Source organism: Ruegeria sp. G7 (assembly GCF_056535465.1).
In genome coordinates, this window is the sequence record NZ_JBQFIL010000001.1 from 2246933 (window position 1) to 2265498 (window position 18566).

The 18566-nt window shown below is 54.1% G+C and carries 21 protein-coding genes and 3 pseudogenes; 9 read left to right on the forward strand and 15 right to left on the reverse strand.

What is annotated here, in order from left to right; all coding sequences use genetic code 11:
• Positions 1-5: 5 nt before the first annotated feature.
• From ACR3EN_RS11275 to ACR3EN_RS11295, 5 genes are all read right to left on the reverse strand, one after another.
• Complete coding sequence (locus tag ACR3EN_RS11275) at positions 6-965, reverse strand: ion transporter (protein WP_480870532.1); 960 nt, start codon at positions 963-965, stop codon at positions 6-8.
• Positions 958-2148, reverse strand: coding sequence for a low temperature requirement protein A (locus tag ACR3EN_RS11280; RefSeq protein ID WP_480870529.1), 1191 nt, complete (start codon positions 2146-2148; stop codon positions 958-960). The genes ACR3EN_RS11275 and ACR3EN_RS11280 overlap by 8 nt, the downstream gene beginning before the upstream one ends.
• A gap of 198 nt (positions 2149-2346) precedes the next feature.
• On the reverse strand, positions 2347-3000 hold the full coding sequence (locus ACR3EN_RS11285; protein ID WP_480870526.1) for a DsbA family oxidoreductase: 654 nt from the start codon (positions 2998-3000) through the stop codon (positions 2347-2349).
• 3 nt (positions 3001-3003) lie between these two features.
• Positions 3004-3723, reverse strand: a complete 720-nt coding sequence (locus ACR3EN_RS11290) for a glutathione S-transferase family protein (RefSeq protein ID WP_480870523.1) — start codon at positions 3721-3723, stop codon at positions 3004-3006.
• On the reverse strand, positions 3710-4318 hold the full coding sequence (locus tag ACR3EN_RS11295) for an NAD(P)H-dependent oxidoreductase (RefSeq protein WP_480870520.1): 609 nt from the start codon (positions 4316-4318) through the stop codon (positions 3710-3712). The genes ACR3EN_RS11290 and ACR3EN_RS11295 overlap by 14 nt, the downstream gene beginning before the upstream one ends.
• A gap of 213 nt (positions 4319-4531) precedes the next feature.
• On the opposite strand from ACR3EN_RS11295, the gene ACR3EN_RS11300 reads away from it, so the two are divergent.
• The 4 genes and pseudogenes from ACR3EN_RS11300 (at position 4532) to tnpC (ending at position 7758) form a co-directional block, all read left to right on the forward strand.
• Positions 4532-4813: a winged helix-turn-helix transcriptional regulator gene (locus tag ACR3EN_RS11300; RefSeq protein ID WP_480870517.1), complete on the forward strand. Its 282-nt coding sequence runs from the start codon at positions 4532-4534 to the stop codon at positions 4811-4813.
• A gap of 622 nt (positions 4814-5435) precedes the next feature.
• Complete coding sequence (gene tnpA, locus ACR3EN_RS11305) at positions 5436-5837, forward strand: IS66-like element accessory protein TnpA (RefSeq protein WP_480826042.1); 402 nt, start codon at positions 5436-5438, stop codon at positions 5835-5837.
• Positions 5834-6187, forward strand: a complete 354-nt coding sequence (gene tnpB / locus ACR3EN_RS11310; protein WP_480826040.1) for an IS66 family insertion sequence element accessory protein TnpB — start codon at positions 5834-5836, stop codon at positions 6185-6187. Before tnpA ends, tnpB begins: the two co-directional genes overlap by 4 nt.
• A 54-nt stretch (positions 6188-6241) precedes the next feature.
• A pseudogene (tnpC, locus tag ACR3EN_RS11315) lies at positions 6242-7758 on the forward strand (IS66 family transposase).
• A 36-nt stretch (positions 7759-7794) separates the two neighbouring features.
• Here the strand turns inward: tnpC and ACR3EN_RS11320 are convergent.
• A complete protein-coding gene (locus ACR3EN_RS11320) occupies positions 7795-8208 on the reverse strand; it encodes a MarR family winged helix-turn-helix transcriptional regulator (RefSeq protein WP_480870991.1) in 414 nt (137 codons plus the stop codon).
• Positions 8209-8293: 85 nt separating this feature from the next.
• On the opposite strand from ACR3EN_RS11320, the gene ACR3EN_RS11325 reads away from it, so the two are divergent.
• Positions 8294-8737 (forward strand): hypothetical protein, encoded by a 444-nt coding sequence (locus tag ACR3EN_RS11325; RefSeq protein ID WP_480870993.1) that lies wholly within the window; start codon positions 8294-8296, stop codon positions 8735-8737.
• A 248-nt stretch (positions 8738-8985) separates the two neighbouring features.
• Here ACR3EN_RS11325 and ACR3EN_RS11330 read toward each other — a convergent pair whose 3' ends face one another.
• The gene (locus ACR3EN_RS11330) at positions 8986-9882 is read right to left on the reverse strand and encodes a helix-turn-helix domain-containing protein (RefSeq protein ID WP_480822441.1); all 897 of its coding nucleotides are present in this window, start codon (positions 9880-9882) and stop codon (positions 8986-8988) included.
• A 432-nt stretch (positions 9883-10314) separates the two neighbouring features.
• Positions 10315-10587, reverse strand: a pseudogene (locus tag ACR3EN_RS11335) (integrase); the annotation flags it as partial.
• Between the two features lie 478 nt (positions 10588-11065).
• Between ACR3EN_RS11335 and ACR3EN_RS11340 the strand changes: the two are divergent.
• Both ACR3EN_RS11340 and ACR3EN_RS11345 read left to right on the forward strand, forming a co-directional pair.
• Positions 11066-11272, forward strand: coding sequence for a cold-shock protein (locus ACR3EN_RS11340; protein ID WP_170328727.1), 207 nt, complete (start codon positions 11066-11068; stop codon positions 11270-11272).
• Positions 11273-11496: 224 nt separating this feature from the next.
• Positions 11497-12357: a fatty acid desaturase gene (locus ACR3EN_RS11345; RefSeq protein WP_480918414.1), complete on the forward strand. Its 861-nt coding sequence runs from the start codon at positions 11497-11499 to the stop codon at positions 12355-12357.
• Here ACR3EN_RS11345 and ACR3EN_RS11350 read toward each other — a convergent pair.
• Together ACR3EN_RS11350 and ACR3EN_RS11355 are read right to left on the reverse strand one after the other, a co-directional pair.
• Positions 12349-12597, reverse strand: a complete 249-nt coding sequence (locus tag ACR3EN_RS11350; RefSeq protein ID WP_170353732.1) for a ParB N-terminal domain-containing protein — start codon at positions 12595-12597, stop codon at positions 12349-12351. The genes ACR3EN_RS11345 and ACR3EN_RS11350 overlap by 9 nt on opposite strands.
• Before the next feature lie 74 nt (positions 12598-12671).
• The gene (locus tag ACR3EN_RS11355) at positions 12672-13040 is read right to left on the reverse strand and encodes a hypothetical protein (RefSeq protein WP_480870995.1); all 369 of its coding nucleotides are present in this window, start codon (positions 13038-13040) and stop codon (positions 12672-12674) included.
• Between the two features lie 99 nt (positions 13041-13139).
• On the opposite strand from ACR3EN_RS11355, the gene ACR3EN_RS11360 reads away from it, so the two are divergent.
• A complete protein-coding gene (locus ACR3EN_RS11360) occupies positions 13140-13847 on the forward strand; it encodes an IS6 family transposase (RefSeq protein ID WP_480825121.1) in 708 nt (235 codons plus the stop codon).
• A gap of 54 nt (positions 13848-13901) precedes the next feature.
• Positions 13902-14389, forward strand: a pseudogene (locus tag ACR3EN_RS11365) (IS6 family transposase); the annotation flags it as partial.
• Positions 14390-14553: 164 nt separating this feature from the next.
• Here the strand turns inward: ACR3EN_RS11365 and ACR3EN_RS11370 are convergent.
• The 5 genes from ACR3EN_RS11370 to ACR3EN_RS11390 form a co-directional block, all read right to left on the reverse strand.
• Complete coding sequence (locus ACR3EN_RS11370) at positions 14554-15033, reverse strand: DinB family protein (RefSeq protein WP_480825119.1); 480 nt, start codon at positions 15031-15033, stop codon at positions 14554-14556.
• Positions 15034-15117: 84 nt separating this feature from the next.
• Complete coding sequence (locus tag ACR3EN_RS11375; protein ID WP_480825117.1) at positions 15118-15729, reverse strand: LysE family translocator; 612 nt, start codon at positions 15727-15729, stop codon at positions 15118-15120.
• Positions 15719-16441, reverse strand: a complete 723-nt coding sequence (locus ACR3EN_RS11380) for a B3/B4 domain-containing protein (RefSeq protein ID WP_480825115.1) — start codon at positions 16439-16441, stop codon at positions 15719-15721. The genes ACR3EN_RS11375 and ACR3EN_RS11380 overlap by 11 nt, the downstream gene beginning before the upstream one ends.
• Before the next feature lie 65 nt (positions 16442-16506).
• On the reverse strand, positions 16507-17304 hold the full coding sequence (locus ACR3EN_RS11385) for an AraC family transcriptional regulator (RefSeq protein ID WP_480825113.1): 798 nt from the start codon (positions 17302-17304) through the stop codon (positions 16507-16509).
• A 549-nt stretch (positions 17305-17853) separates the two neighbouring features.
• Positions 17854-18441, reverse strand: a complete 588-nt coding sequence (locus tag ACR3EN_RS11390) for a fatty acid desaturase CarF family protein (protein ID WP_480825111.1) — start codon at positions 18439-18441, stop codon at positions 17854-17856.
• Between the last annotated feature and the right edge of the window lie 125 nt (positions 18442-18566).

The following is an 18566-nucleotide window of genomic DNA, read 5'->3' on the forward strand; positions in this document are numbered from 1 at the left end:
ATTGCTCAGGGCTTGGCCTTTGGCACTGTTTGGCCACAGGCGGGACAACTATCGGCCTGTGAAACCGTCTCGGCATGCACGCGGTTTCGGATATGATCAGCGGCGCGGCGCGACAGGCCTAACTGCTTGCGAATGGCATCGATGTCTGCCTCGTCCGCCTCGCAGATATCGCCATCTTCCAGCGCTTTTCGAAACTCGCGCTCAAGGCTGGTTCGTCGGCGGTGCAACTGGTCGTTGAGTCCGCTTGCGATGATCCCTGCAGGCAACGCGGCCATACCGATGCCAATCACCGTGATCGCCGCGCCGAAGACCTTACCGGCGACCGTCACGGGGGTCACGTCGCCATAGCCAACAGTCGTCAGCGTCGCCATCGCCCACCACATCGCCGCTGGGATCGAGCCGAATGCCTCTGGTTGCGCCTCGTGCTCTGCCAGCCAAGCACCGCTAGCAGCGAAGATCAGCATCACCATCAGGATGAAAAAACCCGCAAAGAATGCGCCAGCCTCTTCTTCGAACACAGCAAGCAGCATGCTGAGTGCAGGTGAGTAACGCGTGAGTTTGAGTAGCCGCAACATGCGGAAGGTTCGCAATAGCCGCAGGTCAACCGGGAAGATCAAGTAGAGCAGCGCAGGCAAAATCGCGAGTAAATCGATGATGGCGATCGGGGAAGCGGCCCACGCAGCGCGCGTTTTGTAACTTGGGTTTTCGGTGGCAACCCACAGCCGCGCTGCGTATTCGACCACGAATACGAACAGAGAAAGACCCTCAAAGAGGCTCAGCACTAGGCCCCAACGGGCATAGATGGAGTCGACCGTCTCCAGGATAACGGCGGTCACGTTCAGCGTAATTAGCGCAATCAGAGCTATTTCAAGCAACCAGGGGCCGGTGGCCGCCCGGTCCGGGCGTTCGAGCCACCAATAGACTTTCTTTCTTAGACGGCCCGAATTTGTAACAGCCTCACTCATCTCGAAACTTCGCCCAAGCGCGCGTCAAAGGGATCGCGATTTGCGATAGCAAAGCTGTCCCCCAAATCAGATTGCCAACCAAAGAGGGGACATGTGGGACGACAAAGAAACAGGCTATTGCCAGTACTATCCCAAACACTCGTACATCCCATCGCCCGAAATCCGACGCCAAACGGTGTTCTAAGACATTCTGAAGCACCCAAAGCATGGCGATGTAACCGGCGAGCCCGAAACAGCCAATGGCGGCATATTCGGTCGGATATGGTTCCCAAAACCCGACTTTGACCTCGGCCGCAAGTGCTACGCCGACCATGACGCCGCAAAGCATCAAGATCAGGTGCGCAAGCCACCAGATTACCAATGTCGACACCTTTTTGTCCTTTGGTTTCGCATTGCCGACAAAGTCGAAATAGATCCAACACATCACGAACATCGAAACGCCACCGATGACGAAGTTGACCAGTACGTCCGGTGATACTTTGTAAATTCCTTTTTCCGAAAGGGTGACGACCAGTTTGAAGAATCCTTCGCCTAATACGATCAGCGTTAACAGAGCAAACCGCTCAGCCATGTGGCCAAGGCGCGGGACAAACCGCTCGAATCGCAGGACGGTGACACCGGGGATCATGTACATTGCCTGAGTGGCCACCATACCGGCCGCGAATACCCAATAGGCAAGTGGCGGGGGCAAAAACGCCGTGATCGCAAAGACCAATGCAAAGACCGAGAAATTGCGGATCTGGGCCGTGGACATTGACTCGCCTGATGAATTGGCCCGCCGAGCTCGATAGTACAGCGCAGCAATCATGGCCCTGTTCGCGGCAAATCCTAAGGCGAAGAAAACCCAACCCTTTCCGTCGATAGCCGGGATCGCCGCTGCCATGAACATCACCGTGCAGATCATCACGGCCATAATCAGCCGGTGCCAGAAATCGGTGCTGACGTAGATCGAGTTGAATATGCTGAGTTCGCCCCATGCGTACCAGAGCGTGACGAAGACCCCAGCGAACACAAGAAACCCATGCAAATCGAGATGATGGGATAGATAGTTGCCCAGCAAGAAGATGGTCACGACGTGGATCAGGTCATAGAACAGCTCGGCCCAGTGGACGTGGTCGTGCGCGTGGTCGAGGTCTTGATGATGTTGCGGCTTCCGCCAAATGGGGTGTTCATGCAGTGCCATAAATTAGAAACTCTTCCAGGTTGAACGACTGTAGTGACCAGCATGCGGCCACCCCGATTGATTTGTTGCTATAAGATGAAGGTTGTCGCGGAGACCTACGTCATGCAACCCCCACAATGATTGGTCAGCGATGGCATGCCGGGCAACAACCGTCCGATCGTGGGTTTTTGGGCCGGAAGTGCCTGGTATTCAAGGGTGTCACGCTGCCCTGTCGTCTCGTAGATGCAGCAGGATACGACCGTAGTTTTCCTCGCCCTGCGCGCCGGTCACAAGGTGACGTTGGTCGAACACCATCGCGGGCACACCCCGAGCACCTTGGCTGATCCAGAATTGCTCTTTCTGGCGTACGTGGTCGGCCCGATCTTGGCTTTGTAACATGTTCAGCGCATCCGCGCGGGTCAGCCCGATGCTACCAGCCACTTCGGTCAGAACCTGTACGTCCGAGACGTTTTCGCGGCGTGTAAAGAACGCCGAAAAAAGGGCCTGCTTCATTTCGTGGCCCTTGCCTTGCTCGGCAGCCCAGTCAATCAATTGATGCGCGCGGAAGGTGTTGTAAATACGCATGTCATCGGCGTAATTGAACGTGAATCCCAGTGCTGCGCCCATCTCGGTCAGGCGAGCTCTTGCTTGGATCGAGCCTTCCAACGTGGTCCCGTATTTCGATGCCAGATGGTCGCGCAAGTTCTCTCCGCCTTCTGTCATCTGAGGGTTCAGCTCGAATGGGTGCCAGTGGATATTAAGTTCGACGCCGGTGTCGCGGGCGGCCTTGGCGAGCTGGTGGTAGCCAATCACACACCATGGACAAACAACGTCTGACACGACATCGACACGGATAGAGGGCGCAACTGGCATGGCTTAGGTTCCTTTCACGTCGCCGGAAAAACGCGCTGCATTTTCTTTGGCAAAGGCGCTGGCATCTGCGTCAGCATCCCAGAACTGTGGGTTGGCCTTGGGGATGGTCAGCGCTCGCTGCACAGCGGGTCGGGCATCAATCCGGTCGAACCAGGCGTTCAAATGCGGAAGGTCCGACACATCCACTCGGGCCCAGACATAGGCACGCGCCCAGGGGTACAGCATCATGTCAGCAATGGTGTATTCGTCCGCTGCGATCCAGTCACGCCCGTCCAGACGCGTATTCATCACCTCCATCAATCGGCGGCTTTCGTCCACGTAGCGACGGATCGAGAACGGCTCTTCATGGCCATTGGGGGCGGCGATATGCTGGAAATACATTGCCTGTCCCATCATTGGTCCCACGTGGCCGACCTGAAACAGCATCCACTGCATAACCTCGGACCGCTTGACCGGGTCCGACGGCAGGAATTTTCCGTATTTCTCAGCCAGATGCCACAAGATCGCACCGGATTCGAATATCGCGCGGCCTTCCGAACGGTCCTCAATCGTTGGGATCTTTCCGTTCGGATTCAGCGCTAAATAGTCCGGTGCCTTCTGTTCCTGTTTGGAGAAGTTGATATGGGTCAGGTCGTAGGGGATACCTGCCTCTTCCAGAAAAATGACCGGTTTGTAGCCGTTCATCGTGCCTGCGGTATAAAGGTGAATATCATGCTGGGGCATTTTCGACCTCGACAAAAGTGGTTTTCAGATGCGCGTCAAATCGAGCGAAATCGGCCTCGATTTCGGGGTTCTTCATAACATCGAAGGCAGCGAACGTCGGTAGAGCCTGCATACTGAAGAACTTGGCGTTCAGATGTATCGGGCGCAGCAGATCATCAACGCTTGCTCCGGCAAAGAACGGCTCGGTGGGGTTGTCGAATGCCTCTTTTGGTGCATTGAGTGTTACTGACAACATGTATGTCTTGCCGTGCAGTGATCCACCCAAGCCATAATTGGCCTTTGATGCGTTGGCAGTGCGACCGTCGCCTGCGCATAGGCGGCCATCCATCCCGGCTGTGTAGACCTCATCCATATATTTCTTGAAGATCCATGGGACGCCCATCCAGTTTACCGGGAACTGCATGATGACCGTATCTGCCCAAACATGCGCCTCAACCTCCGAATTTGCGTCATAGCCCTCAGCGACGGTGGTCATGCGTACTTCGTGGTCCATTGCGGCCAGCATATTGCCTGCGCGTTTGGCCAGGCTGGCGTTCAATTGTCCAGGGGCGAACTCATACGGCTGAGTGCCGTTCACGATCAGGATTTTACTCATGTCCATATCCTATATGTGCACTGTGTGAACCCCTTGACGTATGAGGGGGTTGGGAGCATTTGAATGTTGAGGTGCAGAAAATCAACCAGTATACTTTTAGTAACCTTAAACATGCGGGAAAGGGTAACGATGCGGGCGCGGGTGGACGAAGACGTGAAAGGGCGCCGAATTGTGACAGAGGCCTGTCAGGAGCCCTGCGCGATTGAAAGGGGCATGCGGATCATCGGAGGCAAATGGACCGGGTCCATCCTATGGCACTTGAAGGATAGTCCGGTGCGCTTCAACGATCTTGCTCGGATGATCGGCGGGGCCAGCAAAAAGATGATTGCCGAGCGGCTGCGCCAGCTAGAGGATCAGGGGCTAGTGAGCCGACACGTGATGGATACCGCGCCGGTTTCCGTGCAGTATTCTATCACTGATCTTGGCCGCACGGCACTTGGGTTTCTCGACGAATTGCGAAAGTGGAGCGAGGAACTGCCTAACGGTCTAAAGTGATGACTTTGGTCGGTTTTCAATGGTCTATAAGTGAAAGAATTACTGACCGCGTACCGAACGTGGTTTCCACCAATCTGCGGATGAAGTGACAAGGTTACTTGGAACTGTAATCCAAGCGTTTGCTCTCTCGAAGAAAGTACTGCGAACAAATTTCTGCCGGCCACTCCGTGCCATTTAAACCGACTGGTGACTTAACAGCTGCCCCGCAAGCCCCGAGTTTTGTTGAACTAGGTTCTGGCATTCACAGCGGACAGCTGCTTTGGCGCCCGCGGCTTTGCCAAGTAAGCGGCAGTAAAGGCTAGTCGATATGCAATGCCAATTCCTCTTTGGGGTTCTCTCCGGCTTCGAGCTTCGCTCACGCAACCCATGTCTCCTTTGACGGACCGCACTGCAGCGACGGTGATCAAGATCGAACGACCGCTTTGGGCCGTCGATATGTCGTGGAGAACTGGGCAGGGGCTCATGCTGGGTCTTCTCCGAGGTCTGCGATGAGCCCATAGTTCCGAATACTGTGATAGCGATGTAGGTCCGCTTACTGTAAGCGGTGTCCTCCCCCCACCTTCCTGAAGTCTGCCTGATCTGCGATTCCGCTGCGGAGTGTAGATTTTGGCTGGAGGTATTTATGGGAGTCCATCGGGAGCTACGATTGGAGTCCGTTGCGGGCCATGAGGTTTTGATCGGTCGAGATGGCAAGCGGCGCTGGCCGGAAGAGCTCAAGGGGCAGCTTGTTGCGGAAACGCTGGTTCCAGGGGTGACCGTAAACGAGGTCGCCCGACGCGCTGGCATGCGTCCAAACCATTTGTCTGAATGGCGTCGCCTGGCCCGAGAAGGTAAATTGGTGGTGCCGGATTTGGCTGGAGCGGAATTTGCGCCGGTCGTGATTGAGCCCGAGGCTCCGGCGGCACCATCAGAACCCGGTGACAGGATTGAGATTGCCCATGGGGATGTTACCGTTCGGCTGGATGCTGGGACATCGCCTGAGCGGATCGCCAGTATTGCCCGCGCGCTGAACGGGGCTTCATGATCTTTCCGTCGAACCGGGTGCGGATCGTGGTGGCGACGAGGCCAGTAGACTTCCGCAAGGGTCATGACGGACTGGCGGCGCTGGTGCAGAACGAGTTGCGCAAGGAGCCGTTCACCGGAACCGTGTTTGTCTTTCGCTCGAAGCGCGCCGACCGGTTGAAGCTGCTCTATTGGGATGGCACCGGGCTGGTGATGACGTATAAGCGGCTGGAAGAGACAACATTCACCTGGCCTGCGATCCGGGACGGGCTGATGTCGCTCAATCATGCCCAGTTCGAGGCGCTGTTTGCCGGGTTGGACTGGCGGAAAGTGAAGGCGTTGTCAGCACGTCCACCAACTGCGGCAGAGTGACTCGCGCGCCTGTTTGGGCAGGCAGCCGGATGCCCGTTTTGGTAGATCATATCCATGATTGCGGCGGCTGATCTTCCCGACGACATTGATGCGCTCAAAGCCATGATCGTGGCTCAGGGTGAGCAGAATGCGCGTCTGGAAACGCTGGTTGCAGCGCTGAGGAAAGCGCTCTTTGGCCGTAAATCTGAGAAGGTCGATCCAGATCAGTTCGAACTGGCTCTGGAAGATATCGAAACCGGGATTGCACAGGTTGAAGCCGAGGGTGAAGCCAATCCGCTTGTCACGCCAACACAGACGTCCGCGCCGCGCCAGAGCAACCGGGGCTCGTTACCAAAGCACTTGCCGCGCATTGAAGAGGTGATCGAGCCGGAAAGCACGGTCTGCGGTTGTGGTTCTGAACGACATGTCATTGGCGAAGATGTCAGCGAGCGGCTCGATATCGTTCCGGCCCGGTTCCGCGTGATCGTCACCCGCCGTCCCAAATATGCCTGCCGGTCCTGCGAAGAGGGGATCGTCCAAGCACCCGCTCCGGCGCATCTGATCCCCGGTGGGATGCCGACCGAGGCCACCATTGCGCAGGTGATCGTCAGTAAATATGCCGATCACCTTCCCTTGTATCGCCAAGCTCAGATCTACGCCCGGCAAGGGATCGATCTGGATCGCTCGACCCTGGCCGCTTGGGTTGGCCGGGCAGCGTTTGAGCTGCGCCCTGTTCATGACGCGCTGATGGCCGATCTAAAACGCTCGACAAAGCTGTTCATGGACGAGACGGTGGCTCCGGTCCTCGATCCCGGCCGCAAGAAGACCAAAACCGGCTACTTCTGGGCGCTCGCCCGCGATGACCGACCCTGGGGCGGGAAGACCCGCCCGGCGTGGCCTTCACCTACGCACCGGGACGCGCCGGAGAATACGCAAAGCAAATCCTGGTTGGCTTCAATGGTACACTCCAGGTCGATGGCTACGCCGGATACAACCGCCTGCTCAAACGGCAGGAAGGCGCGATCCAATTGGCCCACTGCTGGGCGCATGCCCGCCGTAAACTCTTTGATGTGGCAAAAGCTGGAAAAGCCACCCCGATTGCCGATGACGGCATCGCACAGATCCGGGACCTCTACCGCATCGAAAAGGAAATCAGAGGCCAAAGCCCGGCCGCCCGGAACGCAGCGCGGCAGGAACGCTCAAAACCAATCATCGATCAGATGGAAATCTGGCTCCGGGAAACGCGCTCCCGCGTCTCCGCCAAGTCTCCTATCGGTGAGGCCCTGAGCTACATTACCAAACACTGGGTAGGCCTGACCGTATTTTTGGATGATGGTCGTGTGGAACTGGATTCCAACAGCGTCGAGCGCACAATCCGCCCGATTGCGTTGAGCCGCAAGAATGCCCTCTTCGCTGGGCATGAGGCCGGAGCTCAGAACTGGGCAATCCTCGCCTCGATGATCGAGACCTGCAAATTGAACAATGTCGATCCGCACGCCTGGCTCACCCAAACCCTGACCGCAATCGTAAATGGGCACAAACAGTCCAAAATCAGCAGCCTGATGCCCTGGAATTACACCGCTGACGTGTGATCGGCGCACCGCTTACCGCTTACTTGCTGAGCATTTCTAAACGACCTGGGCGAGCAGCGACTGAAGTATCTTTCGTTCACTCTCTGAAATTGGCTCCAGTATTTCGCTGACAACCTCTGCGACTGTCTGCATCAATTCGCCAACAATTTCCGATCCTTTCGGCGTCAAAAATATCAAGCTGACGCGGGCATCATCTTGTGCCGTTTCTCGCCCAACAAGCCCTTTGTTTTCCAAAGATCGGATCACACGGGTCATTTGAGACTTATCGCGAGCGACACGTTTTGTGAGTTCGTTCAGGCTGATCCGCCCGGCATCCGCAAGCGTCATTAATACGATGCCCCCACCGGGACCCACTGCCTCTCTATCAAAGTCAGGTGCGCGTTCCTGCAGGCCGGAATGAATTTTGCGCATAAAGCGGTCGACAAGGAGAGCGAGATCGGCGTCCTGCATTAGTTGACTAAGTCTACCTTTTTGATTAGTGGATATAGTCAACCTAACCCGATGCAATCCTGGCTTCAATGACAAGGAAGACAACATGACAAACTCACAAATGCTGGCGCTCAAATTTGCCGCGGTCCTTTGGATTGTATGGGGACTGGTGCATGCGCTTGCCGGTGTGATGGTGCTGACCAACGATGCTACTGGTGGGTTTCAAGCTATTGCCGATGCTATTGATCCAGCTGTGCTCGAAGCGGACTATCACGCAGCGGTGGAAGGCGTACTAAACCAGCATGGATGGAACTTAGGTTGGTTCGGCATCGCGACGATTATCGGAGCAATCTTCATCTGGCGGCAAAGCATTACGGCCATTTGGGTGACAGGCATGGTCGGCGGTCTTGCCGATGTTGGCTATCTGCTGTTCGTCGATTTTCCCGGCTATGTAAACTTCGTACCGGGAACCGTCATGACTTTCATTTCGGCGACAGCTGTCGCACTGAGCTTTTGGGTCTGGCTTTCCGTCAAGCCGGTGGCATCCTAAGAAGTTAACGCGATTGAAAACGGACGTTGGAGGCCATGAGTCTATTGTCCGCGTTGTCCGCGATGTGTGAGTTCGACAGAGCCGGGAGTTCGCACTCGCGGCGAATGTCGGCTATGCGGGCTGCGACCGCAGCTTCTTGACCCGTCCGCCAATGGCAGGTTTGGGCCGTTCGACGATTTTGCAAACTCGGGGAACCACCGAGATAGCGTCGCCATGTTTGGCGATGTATTTGAGCTCCTGACCCGCATTTATCCTGGAAAGGCTTGGGTGTAGGCCTGACGCAGCATTGGACTGCGCCGACCGAAAAGTGAAGCGGATACCGCCGAGCCAGGCAATTCCCATACACCGTAATCCGGTCCAAGCCAGTAGTCGCCAAGACGGGTCATTCCCAGGTCCTGACACACCTGAGCCCCGCCTGGCGAACAGCTAATTGAGCCCAGTCCATGCAGAACAATATCGCGACGAGCCAATTGCTCTAGGTATGTTACAAAGGACGACAACAACAAAGGCGCTGCACTTTCGTGGCCGCGGCTAACAATCAAGGCTGGGCAATAGCCGAAGTAAGTACCCGGCAGGATAGGTTGTCGTACACGCTCGACGGATAGATTTGATTCACGCAGCCTACACGCGCGAAATTCGGCTTCATCTTCTGGGAAAAGCAATAACAGAGCCCATTTTGCGACCATCCGACCATCCCTGATAACCATTTGCCAATGATCGCCGTAGGTTTGATAGATCGGCAGGAAAACTCTCTTATCAGCGGCCAACTCATCGGGTAATCGACCCAATTCCGTGTCTGCGGTCGAGATCATGTGGCAGATCGCCTTCCGGTAAGAGCCATCAAAATGCCTGGCCACCAGTGCATCGTCCAGCAATTGGTACTTTGAATCGACAAAATTACCCTGTCGTGCTTCCCAATCCAGCCGACAAGCTAGTACTTCGTCGATGCTCCACCCCAGCCTTTCAGACAATCTGCTCTCTAGGTCACCTCGAATGAACGACAGCGAGCGTTCGTATTTGCCGATTGCATCTACACTTACATCTAACAACGCTGCCAATGGCTCTTGCGTGACGCGACCGTGGGTGCCGTTGTCGAAACGCCAGCGGCGCAGCTTTTCAGCAAACAGAGAAGGGTGAACTGGCATACAGACCCACAAGAGTAAGAGGACTTCGTGGTTTAGCATGCCTGTTGAGGTCTATTGTGCCAAGGGACTTACGGATGACTTACGGGTAGTCTGGATCATGTCGGTGGTTGGCAAGAGATGAGTTGAGCAGGGTCGATCCATCTCAATTACAAATGGAACCCTACCAATGTCTCGACGCATCTCCTCGCTTCCAGGTGCAACAGATCTTCTGTTTCCCTGGTTCTGGCCAAGAAAAGACAATCGTAAACCCGACCCGCATTTCGATGATGGCCACCACGACAGTCAAAGCTGTGAACCATGTGCCGCACTCAGATCCCGCAAGTGGTTTTTACTAAATCGTTCAAACAAGTGCTAAATCAGTAGTGAGCAGCCTCATCTGACTGGTCCAATTTGATTGTTAGTGCATCATTGGCCTGTGATCCATCGGGATGATGGTTTCCGGCGCTGGCGGTCGATAGCCCGTTCCTTGATCTGACCCGATGACATGACATCGGCCACCTTCATCTTCACCAGATCGCAGCCGCGGAGCTTACTGTCGATTGCCATGTTGAAGAGCGCAAGATCGCGATGGTTTTCAGAAAGCTCGAGGCGCACTCGGATTGCCCAGTCATGTTTTGGTTTCAGAGGGCGTTTTTGACCGACGATGCGACCTTTGTTCCAAGCGGGGCTAAGTGCACGAATGGCAGGTAAGTTTGGGGTTTCCATGGCTGATCCTCCGATCCGCCATGCCCGCCCAAAACGACAACCCGACGTTGACACGATACAATATCACAGGATGCTTTATGCTGTTCGAATGACAGTGAAGCGCAGAAAGCGGACTTTGCAAAGTCTCGCAAAGGCACCAAAACGGACGCTTATCGCGGTCTCGTATGCAGCAGGTTAATATCTCAAAAATGATCGTTAGTCTTCTGTGCCGCTGACACAAGCCACCTTCAAGTTTGGATCGAAGAGCAACGGTTTCACCTCTACTTGCCTAGTTCTAAGCCAGACAGGCTCAAATTCTCTGTTGTCCGCCAAAGCATCAAGGCTTGTATCGTGCGTAGTCGAAGTCCATATACACGAGGCTTACGTTTTTCTTTTTCGACCTGCTGTCTCCCCAATTCGGCGTTCAGTCTTTCGATTCAGACCGACCACGCCGAGTCGCCGCAATGATGCGGGCGGCACGTATTAGGAGACTTCCACCATGGCAAATGGCACAGTAAAATGGTTCAACTCAACCAAAGGTTTTGGCTTTATCGAGCCTGAAGATGGCAAGCGCGACGTGTTCGTGCATATCTCAGCAGTTGAACGTTCCGGCCTTAGCGAATTGAAAGACGGCCAAAAGGTTACTTTTGACGTCGAGGCTGGCCGTGACGGACGCGAAAGCGCCGCCAATCTGGCACTCGCCTGACCTTTTACGGGCACCCCATAAGGGTGCCCGTTTGAACAATGGGCGACAATAAGCCGTCGGAGACCAAGTAAGTTGCAACCTAAAGACTGGACGCGGGTGCTCGCGCAATACCGTGTGCCCGATGCGAAGCGCAGTGTTTTTGAACTTGCGATCACTGTTTTCCCTTATTCGCGCTATGGGCCCTAGCGTGGTTTGCGTTGTCATTTAGCGTCTGGATCGCAATATTGCTGGCCATCCTGAATGCCGCATTTCTGGTCCGTATCTTCATCATCATGCATGATTGTGGTCATGGATCTTTCTTTAGAAGCCGCAGCGCATGCAATTGGACTGGCCGGGTTCTGGGTGTTCTTACCGTTACACCTTATGACGTTTGGCGGCAAAGCCATGCGATTCACCATGCCTCAACCGGTAACCTTGATCGGCGTGGTATGGGTGACATCCCTACATTGACCATTGAGGAATACCTGAAACGGAATTGGTTCGGGCGTGCCGCGTATCGTCTGACCCGGAACCCCGTCTTCCTGTTCGGTGTTGCACCGATATATACGTTCTTTTTTCAATACCGCTTGCCTGTTGGTTTCATGCGGTCAGGCTGGCTGTATTGGGCAAGTGCGATGGGAACAAACGCCGCAATTGCAGGGTTATTGGCTCTGATTTTATGGGCCGGAGGCTTTGAGGTGTTGGCGTGTGTTTTCCTTCCAACCGTGATTGTAGCATCATCCATTGGTATTTGGCTTTTCTACATTCAACACCAGTTCGAACACACGACCTGGGACCGGGAAGAGGGCTGGAACCTTCAGAACGCCGCGTTCTATGGCAGTTCTCACTATGCCTTGCCAAGCATCCTGCGGTGGTTCTCTGGCAACATTGGTGTGCACCATGTTCACCACCTCGCCAGCCGCATACCGTTTTATCGGCTAAACGAAGTTTTGCGTGACCATTCCGAGTTGGAAAACTGCCAGCGAATTACTCTTTATCAAAGCCTTCATTGTGCACGATTGCATCTTTGGGATGAAAAAAGTCAGCGCCTGATGACCTTTTCAGAGGCTTTGGCAAACGCCAATCCCAAAAAGAGCTTAGTGTAGTCTGGCGCGGACCAAATAGGCTTCAATAGTATCACCGCCGAGGGCGCGGATAGCCTCTAGTCGGTGAAGACCTTCAATCAGCACGAACCTTTTGTTGTCAGCGCGTATCTGGATCGGGGTCTTCTGGCCATTCTTCAGGATATCTTCGGCCAGCGTCAGAACTTTTTGCTGATCAAGCGTTTTCGCCCGTTTCACAGGTACATAGATCAGGTCGAGCGGATATGGTCTTTTCTCCAACATAAGCTACGTGAGCAACCTTTCGTGCATTTGTTCCGGTTCGAAGTTCGCTACAGGAGCTGGGGCTGGAACGTACGTCATAGAACCGAACGAACAGCGTCGCGCAGTTCCTGATGCATAATCCAAGTTGCTGGCTCGTCGTCACTTTCGATGTGAGAAAATGCAAGGACCTGAGCGGCGCCATCATTCTGTACCGATCCGCCTTCGGGAAGTTCGAGCTCTAGATACTCCGCAATCAATAGACCGATTTTCTTAAAGACCTTGATTGAGGCCTCGCGCGATTTGTAACCGGCCGCCTGAGACAAGTGACCAATGGTCAGACCGTCCTTGCCTGCGATTGTAAGTGCTTTGAGCAATGTGACCTGCGCGGGGGTGAGCCTGATCTGGCGTAATGCCTCTGCATATTCTCTTTCACTGGGAACGAAGGTGCCGGAGTTTCCCTCCAAACGGCGTTGACCGCTACGCTTCCTGTCTCGTTCTTCGAGAATGGTCTTGTCAGAAGAACTTGTGTTGAGCGGGGCAGGGGTGTTGCGTAGCTATTGCCTATGACTAAACCTGCCTCCTTCAAGTACTTCAAAACCAGCCCCGAGATTATCCGTCTTGCAGTGATGCTGTACATCCGTTTCCCGCTCTCGCTCCGGAATGTCGAAGATCTGTTGCACGAGCGAGGCATCGATGTGAGCCACGAAACTGTCCGATATTGGTGGAACAGGTTTGGCCCGATGTTTGCTGCAGAGATCAGACGAAAGCGTGTTCAGAAGCTGCGCGCGTTCTCTAAATGGAAGTGGCACGTTGACGAGGTTTTCGTGAAGGTGAATGGCAAGCGGCACTATCTGTGGCGTGCTGTCGATCATGAAGGCGAGGTGCTGGAAGCCGTTGTCACCAAACGCCGAAACAAGCAGGCGGCATTGAAATTCCTCCGGAAATTGATGAAACGACACGGTAGAGCGGATAAAGTTGTAACGGATCGCTTCGCTTCATACAGGGCCGCGCTTAGAGAAATAGGCGTGCTCGAAAAACAACAGACGGGCAGGTGGCTCAATAACCGCGTCGAGAACTCGCACTTGCCTTTCCGACGAAGAGAACGCGCGATGCAGCGTTTCAGGCGCATGCAAAGTTTACAGAAATTCGTTTCTGTCCATTCCTCCGTCTACAACCACTTCAACCAGGAAAGATCGCTCACCAGCCGGGACACTTTCAAGCTGACACGCACCGCCGCTCTTGCCGAGTGGCGTCAGCTTTGTTCCGGATAGGTTCGCAGTTTCCGCGGCAAACTGAGACTGGTTCGAATTCGTCTGACAGCACCGGTCCAGCAACTTCGTGCATTCTCGAAATGGAAGTGGCACGTAGACGAGGTTTTGTGAAGGTACATGGCAAGCGACATTATCTGTGGCGGGCTGCTGATCACGAAGGCGAGGTGCTGGAAGCCGGTGTCACCAAACGCCGCAACAAAGCTGCAGCGCTGAAATTCCTCAGGAAATTGATGAAGCGACATGGTAAAGTGGAAAACGTCGTCACTGATCGCTTCGCGTCGTATCGGGTCGCTCTCAGAGAGCTTGGTGCTACCGAAAAACAGCAGACGGGCAGGTGGCTCAACAACCGCGTTGAGAATTCGCACCTGCCGTTTCGACGAAGAGAACGGGCCATGTTGCGTTTCAGAGGTATGCGAAGTTTGCAGAAATTCGCCTCCGTCCATTCCTCCGTTTGCAACCACTTCAACCAGGAAAGATCGTTAGCCAGTCGCGACACCTTCAAGCTGACCCGCGCCGCCGCTCTTAGCGAGTGGCGTCAACTCTGTTCCAGATGGGTTCGCGGCTTCGGCAGTAAACTGAGGCTGGTTCGAGTTCGTCTGGCAGCACCCTAGAGAAATGTGGTCTTTGGCGTCACCAAGAAACGCCTGCCACTCTTTCGACGCATGTCTTTAAGTCCATGTCATTGGCATGCAATCTACATCTATAGCTATTTGACCCCAAGCATCTGAAGGTCTGTCGATTCCGTCGTTGCACCCGCCTGCGTCAGCAATGAATGAACCTGACCACGATGATGAGTCTGATGGTTGATCATGTGAACCAGATTGAAACCGAGTGTCGTTTGAACGCGGTCATGCCCTCGTTGCCAGGTGACGATGGACGAGAGGTCCTGTAGTGTGAGCAGATCGGCCCAGCCAACGATCTTTTCATCCAATGCTTCCCGCTGTTCGACATAGTCCGACCAATCTACGGGCGTGTTTGTATACGGATGTCGCGCTGCAATCTCGGCAACGGTTTGGGTATCGTCGCGAAATCGTGCCAACCAGATGCGATCGTCCCAGAGAATGTGATTCAATGTCTCCGCGATTGATCCGAAAAATGCACCTCGGTCTTTCCAGCGATCCGCATGCGTCAAAGGGCTCGCCGCTACGATGAGTGATCGGTTCTGCCATTGATTGTAGCGGGACATCGTTGCTGCGAACTCAGGTGTAATCATAATGTTCGTTTCACTTTGACTGACTTTGGATACTGTTACGGCCCCCAGTTCAGCGGGCTAGCGGCTTTCAAAAGCGAGCCGTAGACCGAGGATGACGAACGCTGCAGCGAAGCCACGCTTCATCCAGTCAAGAAACAGTGGAGTCTGTTCGATACGCGAACGAACCTTTGAGGCGAAGCCACCGTAACAGATGAAGACCGCAAACGTCAGGACCATGAATACGACGCTGAGGAGCAGCATCTGATGCAGAGCCGTTGCTGAACCTGCGGTAACGAATTGTGGAAGAAACGCCAGGAAGAATATCGACAGCTTTGGATTCAATATGTTGATCAGAAACCCTGTAGTTGCAACCTTGAGATACGATGTCTGGTCGACCTGAGCATCGAACTTTATAGGACCGTCATCTCTCAAAATCCGCCACGCAAGGAACAGTAAGTACAATATGCCAAGCCACTTCAATGCCTGAAAAAGAACCGCACTTGTGTGCAACAGCGCGGCCAATCCCGCGATTGCAGCCATCATGTGAGGAACGATACCCAAAGTACATCCGATCGCGGCCGCAAGGCTGGCCGCAACCCCTCGTGCCAATCCCACCGCAACGGTATAGATCACACCTGTGCCTGGCGCGATGACGACAACGAAGGACGTGATAAGGTACTCAATCCACACCGGAGAAGCCCTTCAAAATATTTGAAACGAAAACATCACCTGGCTGATCCAGCAGACGCCCATTGGCCTGGGCGCCAACCACATCGGCAATCGTGGTGATGAGATCGTCTCGTAGCGCGCGCATCTGGGTGGTAGCGTCTTCATGCTGCGCTTCAGCAACGATCAGGGCGCGTGTAGTCTCGGGTGAGACAGCAGAGCTGAGGCTTTGACGGTTGGCCCAACGCCTTGCATGAGCATTCCCATCCTGATCGGCAAAAATGACTTCTCCCGGATCGGGTGTTTCACTCTGCCCAGAGAACGCTAGGTAGGTCTCGTCGCCGTCGGCGGGTCGAACACACAGATCACCTGAAATACGATCCATGTCGAAAACGGCAACCGGAACAGCGAAGGCAACGGAAACTGCATTGCAAAGATCGATCAGCGGATGCAGCTTTGGTAGGTCTCCGCTTTTTCTTAGTCGGCGAAGCAAGGCTTCGGCAGCGCATCGGTACTGTGTCGGCTTCAGACCCATTTTTGCATAGGCGCGACGCCATGCTTGGATTTCAATGAACGCACCCTCGCTTTCTCGTTCCAAACGTTTAAGCGCCATTGCAATGAACTTCGCCACCGAAGCTGAGCTGTCGAAGTCAGGCCGCACGCCCGAGAGTTCGATGACACAGGTAGTAAGGGCCGGGAAATTCGTTTGAATGAAGGGCGAGTATTCGAAGCGCATGGATCACCTTGTCTTTTTTCCAAACTAGGAGATCCGATCGATGTCGGATTGAACGATATTGCAGCTTAGGACGTGGCTCTGCGGGCAAAGCTGCCGGGCGTCACGCCATACTGGCGGGAGAATTTGCGGGTTAGATGGCTTTGGTCCGAAAAGCCGCACGCAACCGCTGTTTCGGCCAATGGGACTCCGAGCAAAATCATGTCTCTGGCTCGTTTTAGCCGATGCTGCGTGAGGAACGCGTAAGGGGTTGTTCCGACTTCGTCGGAAAATCTTCGCAGGATCTGAAACCGACTGGTCCCGGTTGCGTTAGCCAAGTCTGCCAACGACAGGGGGATTTGCCAGCGTTGACAGATCATATCAATTGCGATCTGGACCTCTCGCGAGCGGTTCAGGACGACCGATGGTTTGTTCGTTTGGCGCCGGTCCAGTTGCTGGGCAAGCGCCAACATCAACACTTGCTCAGCTTCGTTGCTGTCGGTGCCTTCAGACTGCAACACTGAGAAAGCCTTTTTTGTACGCAAAAAGGCTTCTTTAGAGCGATTAACTGGAAGTGTGAATTCAGCCTTGTCGGGATGGACATCATTCAACTGGGACAGCGCTTCTTTGGTCAGAAATATCATATGCCATTCGCGGGGCTCACCCTGGCGGACCAGACCGTCATGCATCTCGTCAGGGTTGACGGTCATTGTGTCGCCAGCCTGAGCCACCACCATCCCGCGTTGACTCCAACTTCTCTGGCCTCCTTTTGCGATGTACCCGAAACCGAACTCGTCATGAGAGTGGCGCGGAAACGAACGATCGGAGAAAATGGATATCGTTTCAACACCCGGGAGGATCGTCTGGCTGCGGCAGGACTTGTGCATGCCGCTAGTATTACAGGTCTATGTAAGACTGTTCCACTCTTACTCTTTTGTGTTCTTGCAGCAGTTCTTATTTTCTACGAAACAGAGTCGTGGTCGTTTTCACAACGAATACCCGCTTTGCACAATGCGATTGCAGCTTTTCCCCGAAGCCAAGTTCGGCTTTGGGTCGTTAGCTGCATTGGCATTTTTCAGCATGACCCATAATGGCCACTCCACTAAAGACTAGAACGATGTAGCCAAAGCTTTTCAGGGTTCTTGCCAAAAGTGTAAAGTGGCAGCTGCGTCCCATCTTACTTCAAAATGTCGCTGAGATCGTCACAAAAGCAAAAGTAACATGATAGTGCACAAACGGTCCTAACCATCACAGAATGCTGGGCGTTTGGCCTATGATCTCTTTCGATTTGATTTAACGAGACGATTCTGCAGATAGCAATGTTGTCTTGTAGACCCCAAGGCCACAGATGCGTGCGTCCTACTACTGCAATTCATAAGTCACTCATTGTGAAAAATCTGCTTCGTGTGTGAGCACAAATAGTGAAAGCTCAGAACTCAGTTCCAAACGGCACGATCGCGGTACCAAGGACGGTTCTGAAGATCAGGTCTGCGGGGAGCGCCAAAAACCGGCACAAGGATACGTTCAAGTGCGCGCCAAAACCCAATGCTCTCTAGCACAGGGTTTACCCATGGTGTGATCACACAATAGTGGGTCGTGTTTGGAGCTGTGTGATGACGCCAGTGATGACGTCCATCTTGAAGGATACCCAAGCGCTGAAGGTAAGAAACCACCACCGGCAGTCGAACAGTCGGTGCGTGCGCGAAACGGTGAATTTGCTCAGAGAGGCTGCCTATCAGCAGAAAAACGACCAGTTGCCAAGATAGAACGCCGAAGAACCAAGAAATAGAAGCTATTAGAACAGCAATTGTAAAAAGCAGCGCACTGTCGTGTAGCCAGTGGATTTTGAGAATATCAGTTGGATCAATATGGTGTCGCGTATTTGGAAAAGCGAAATTTGGACCCCAGATCGGTGCGTCAACAGTGCCCAGCGTATCCATCGCCCAATGCCAAACTCCACTGGCGAAATCCGCAAGCAACAACAAACCAACAACCTGCAGCGCGACTAAAACGATTTCATACATCGGAGACCAGTCCTAGCTGATCCACCCGCTCTTGCAAGTGTGCCTTGAGTACTTTTAATCAAAATTAACTTAGCCGAACGCCGCATGCCGTTGATGCTTGTTAATCGAGCAAATGTACCTGCTCC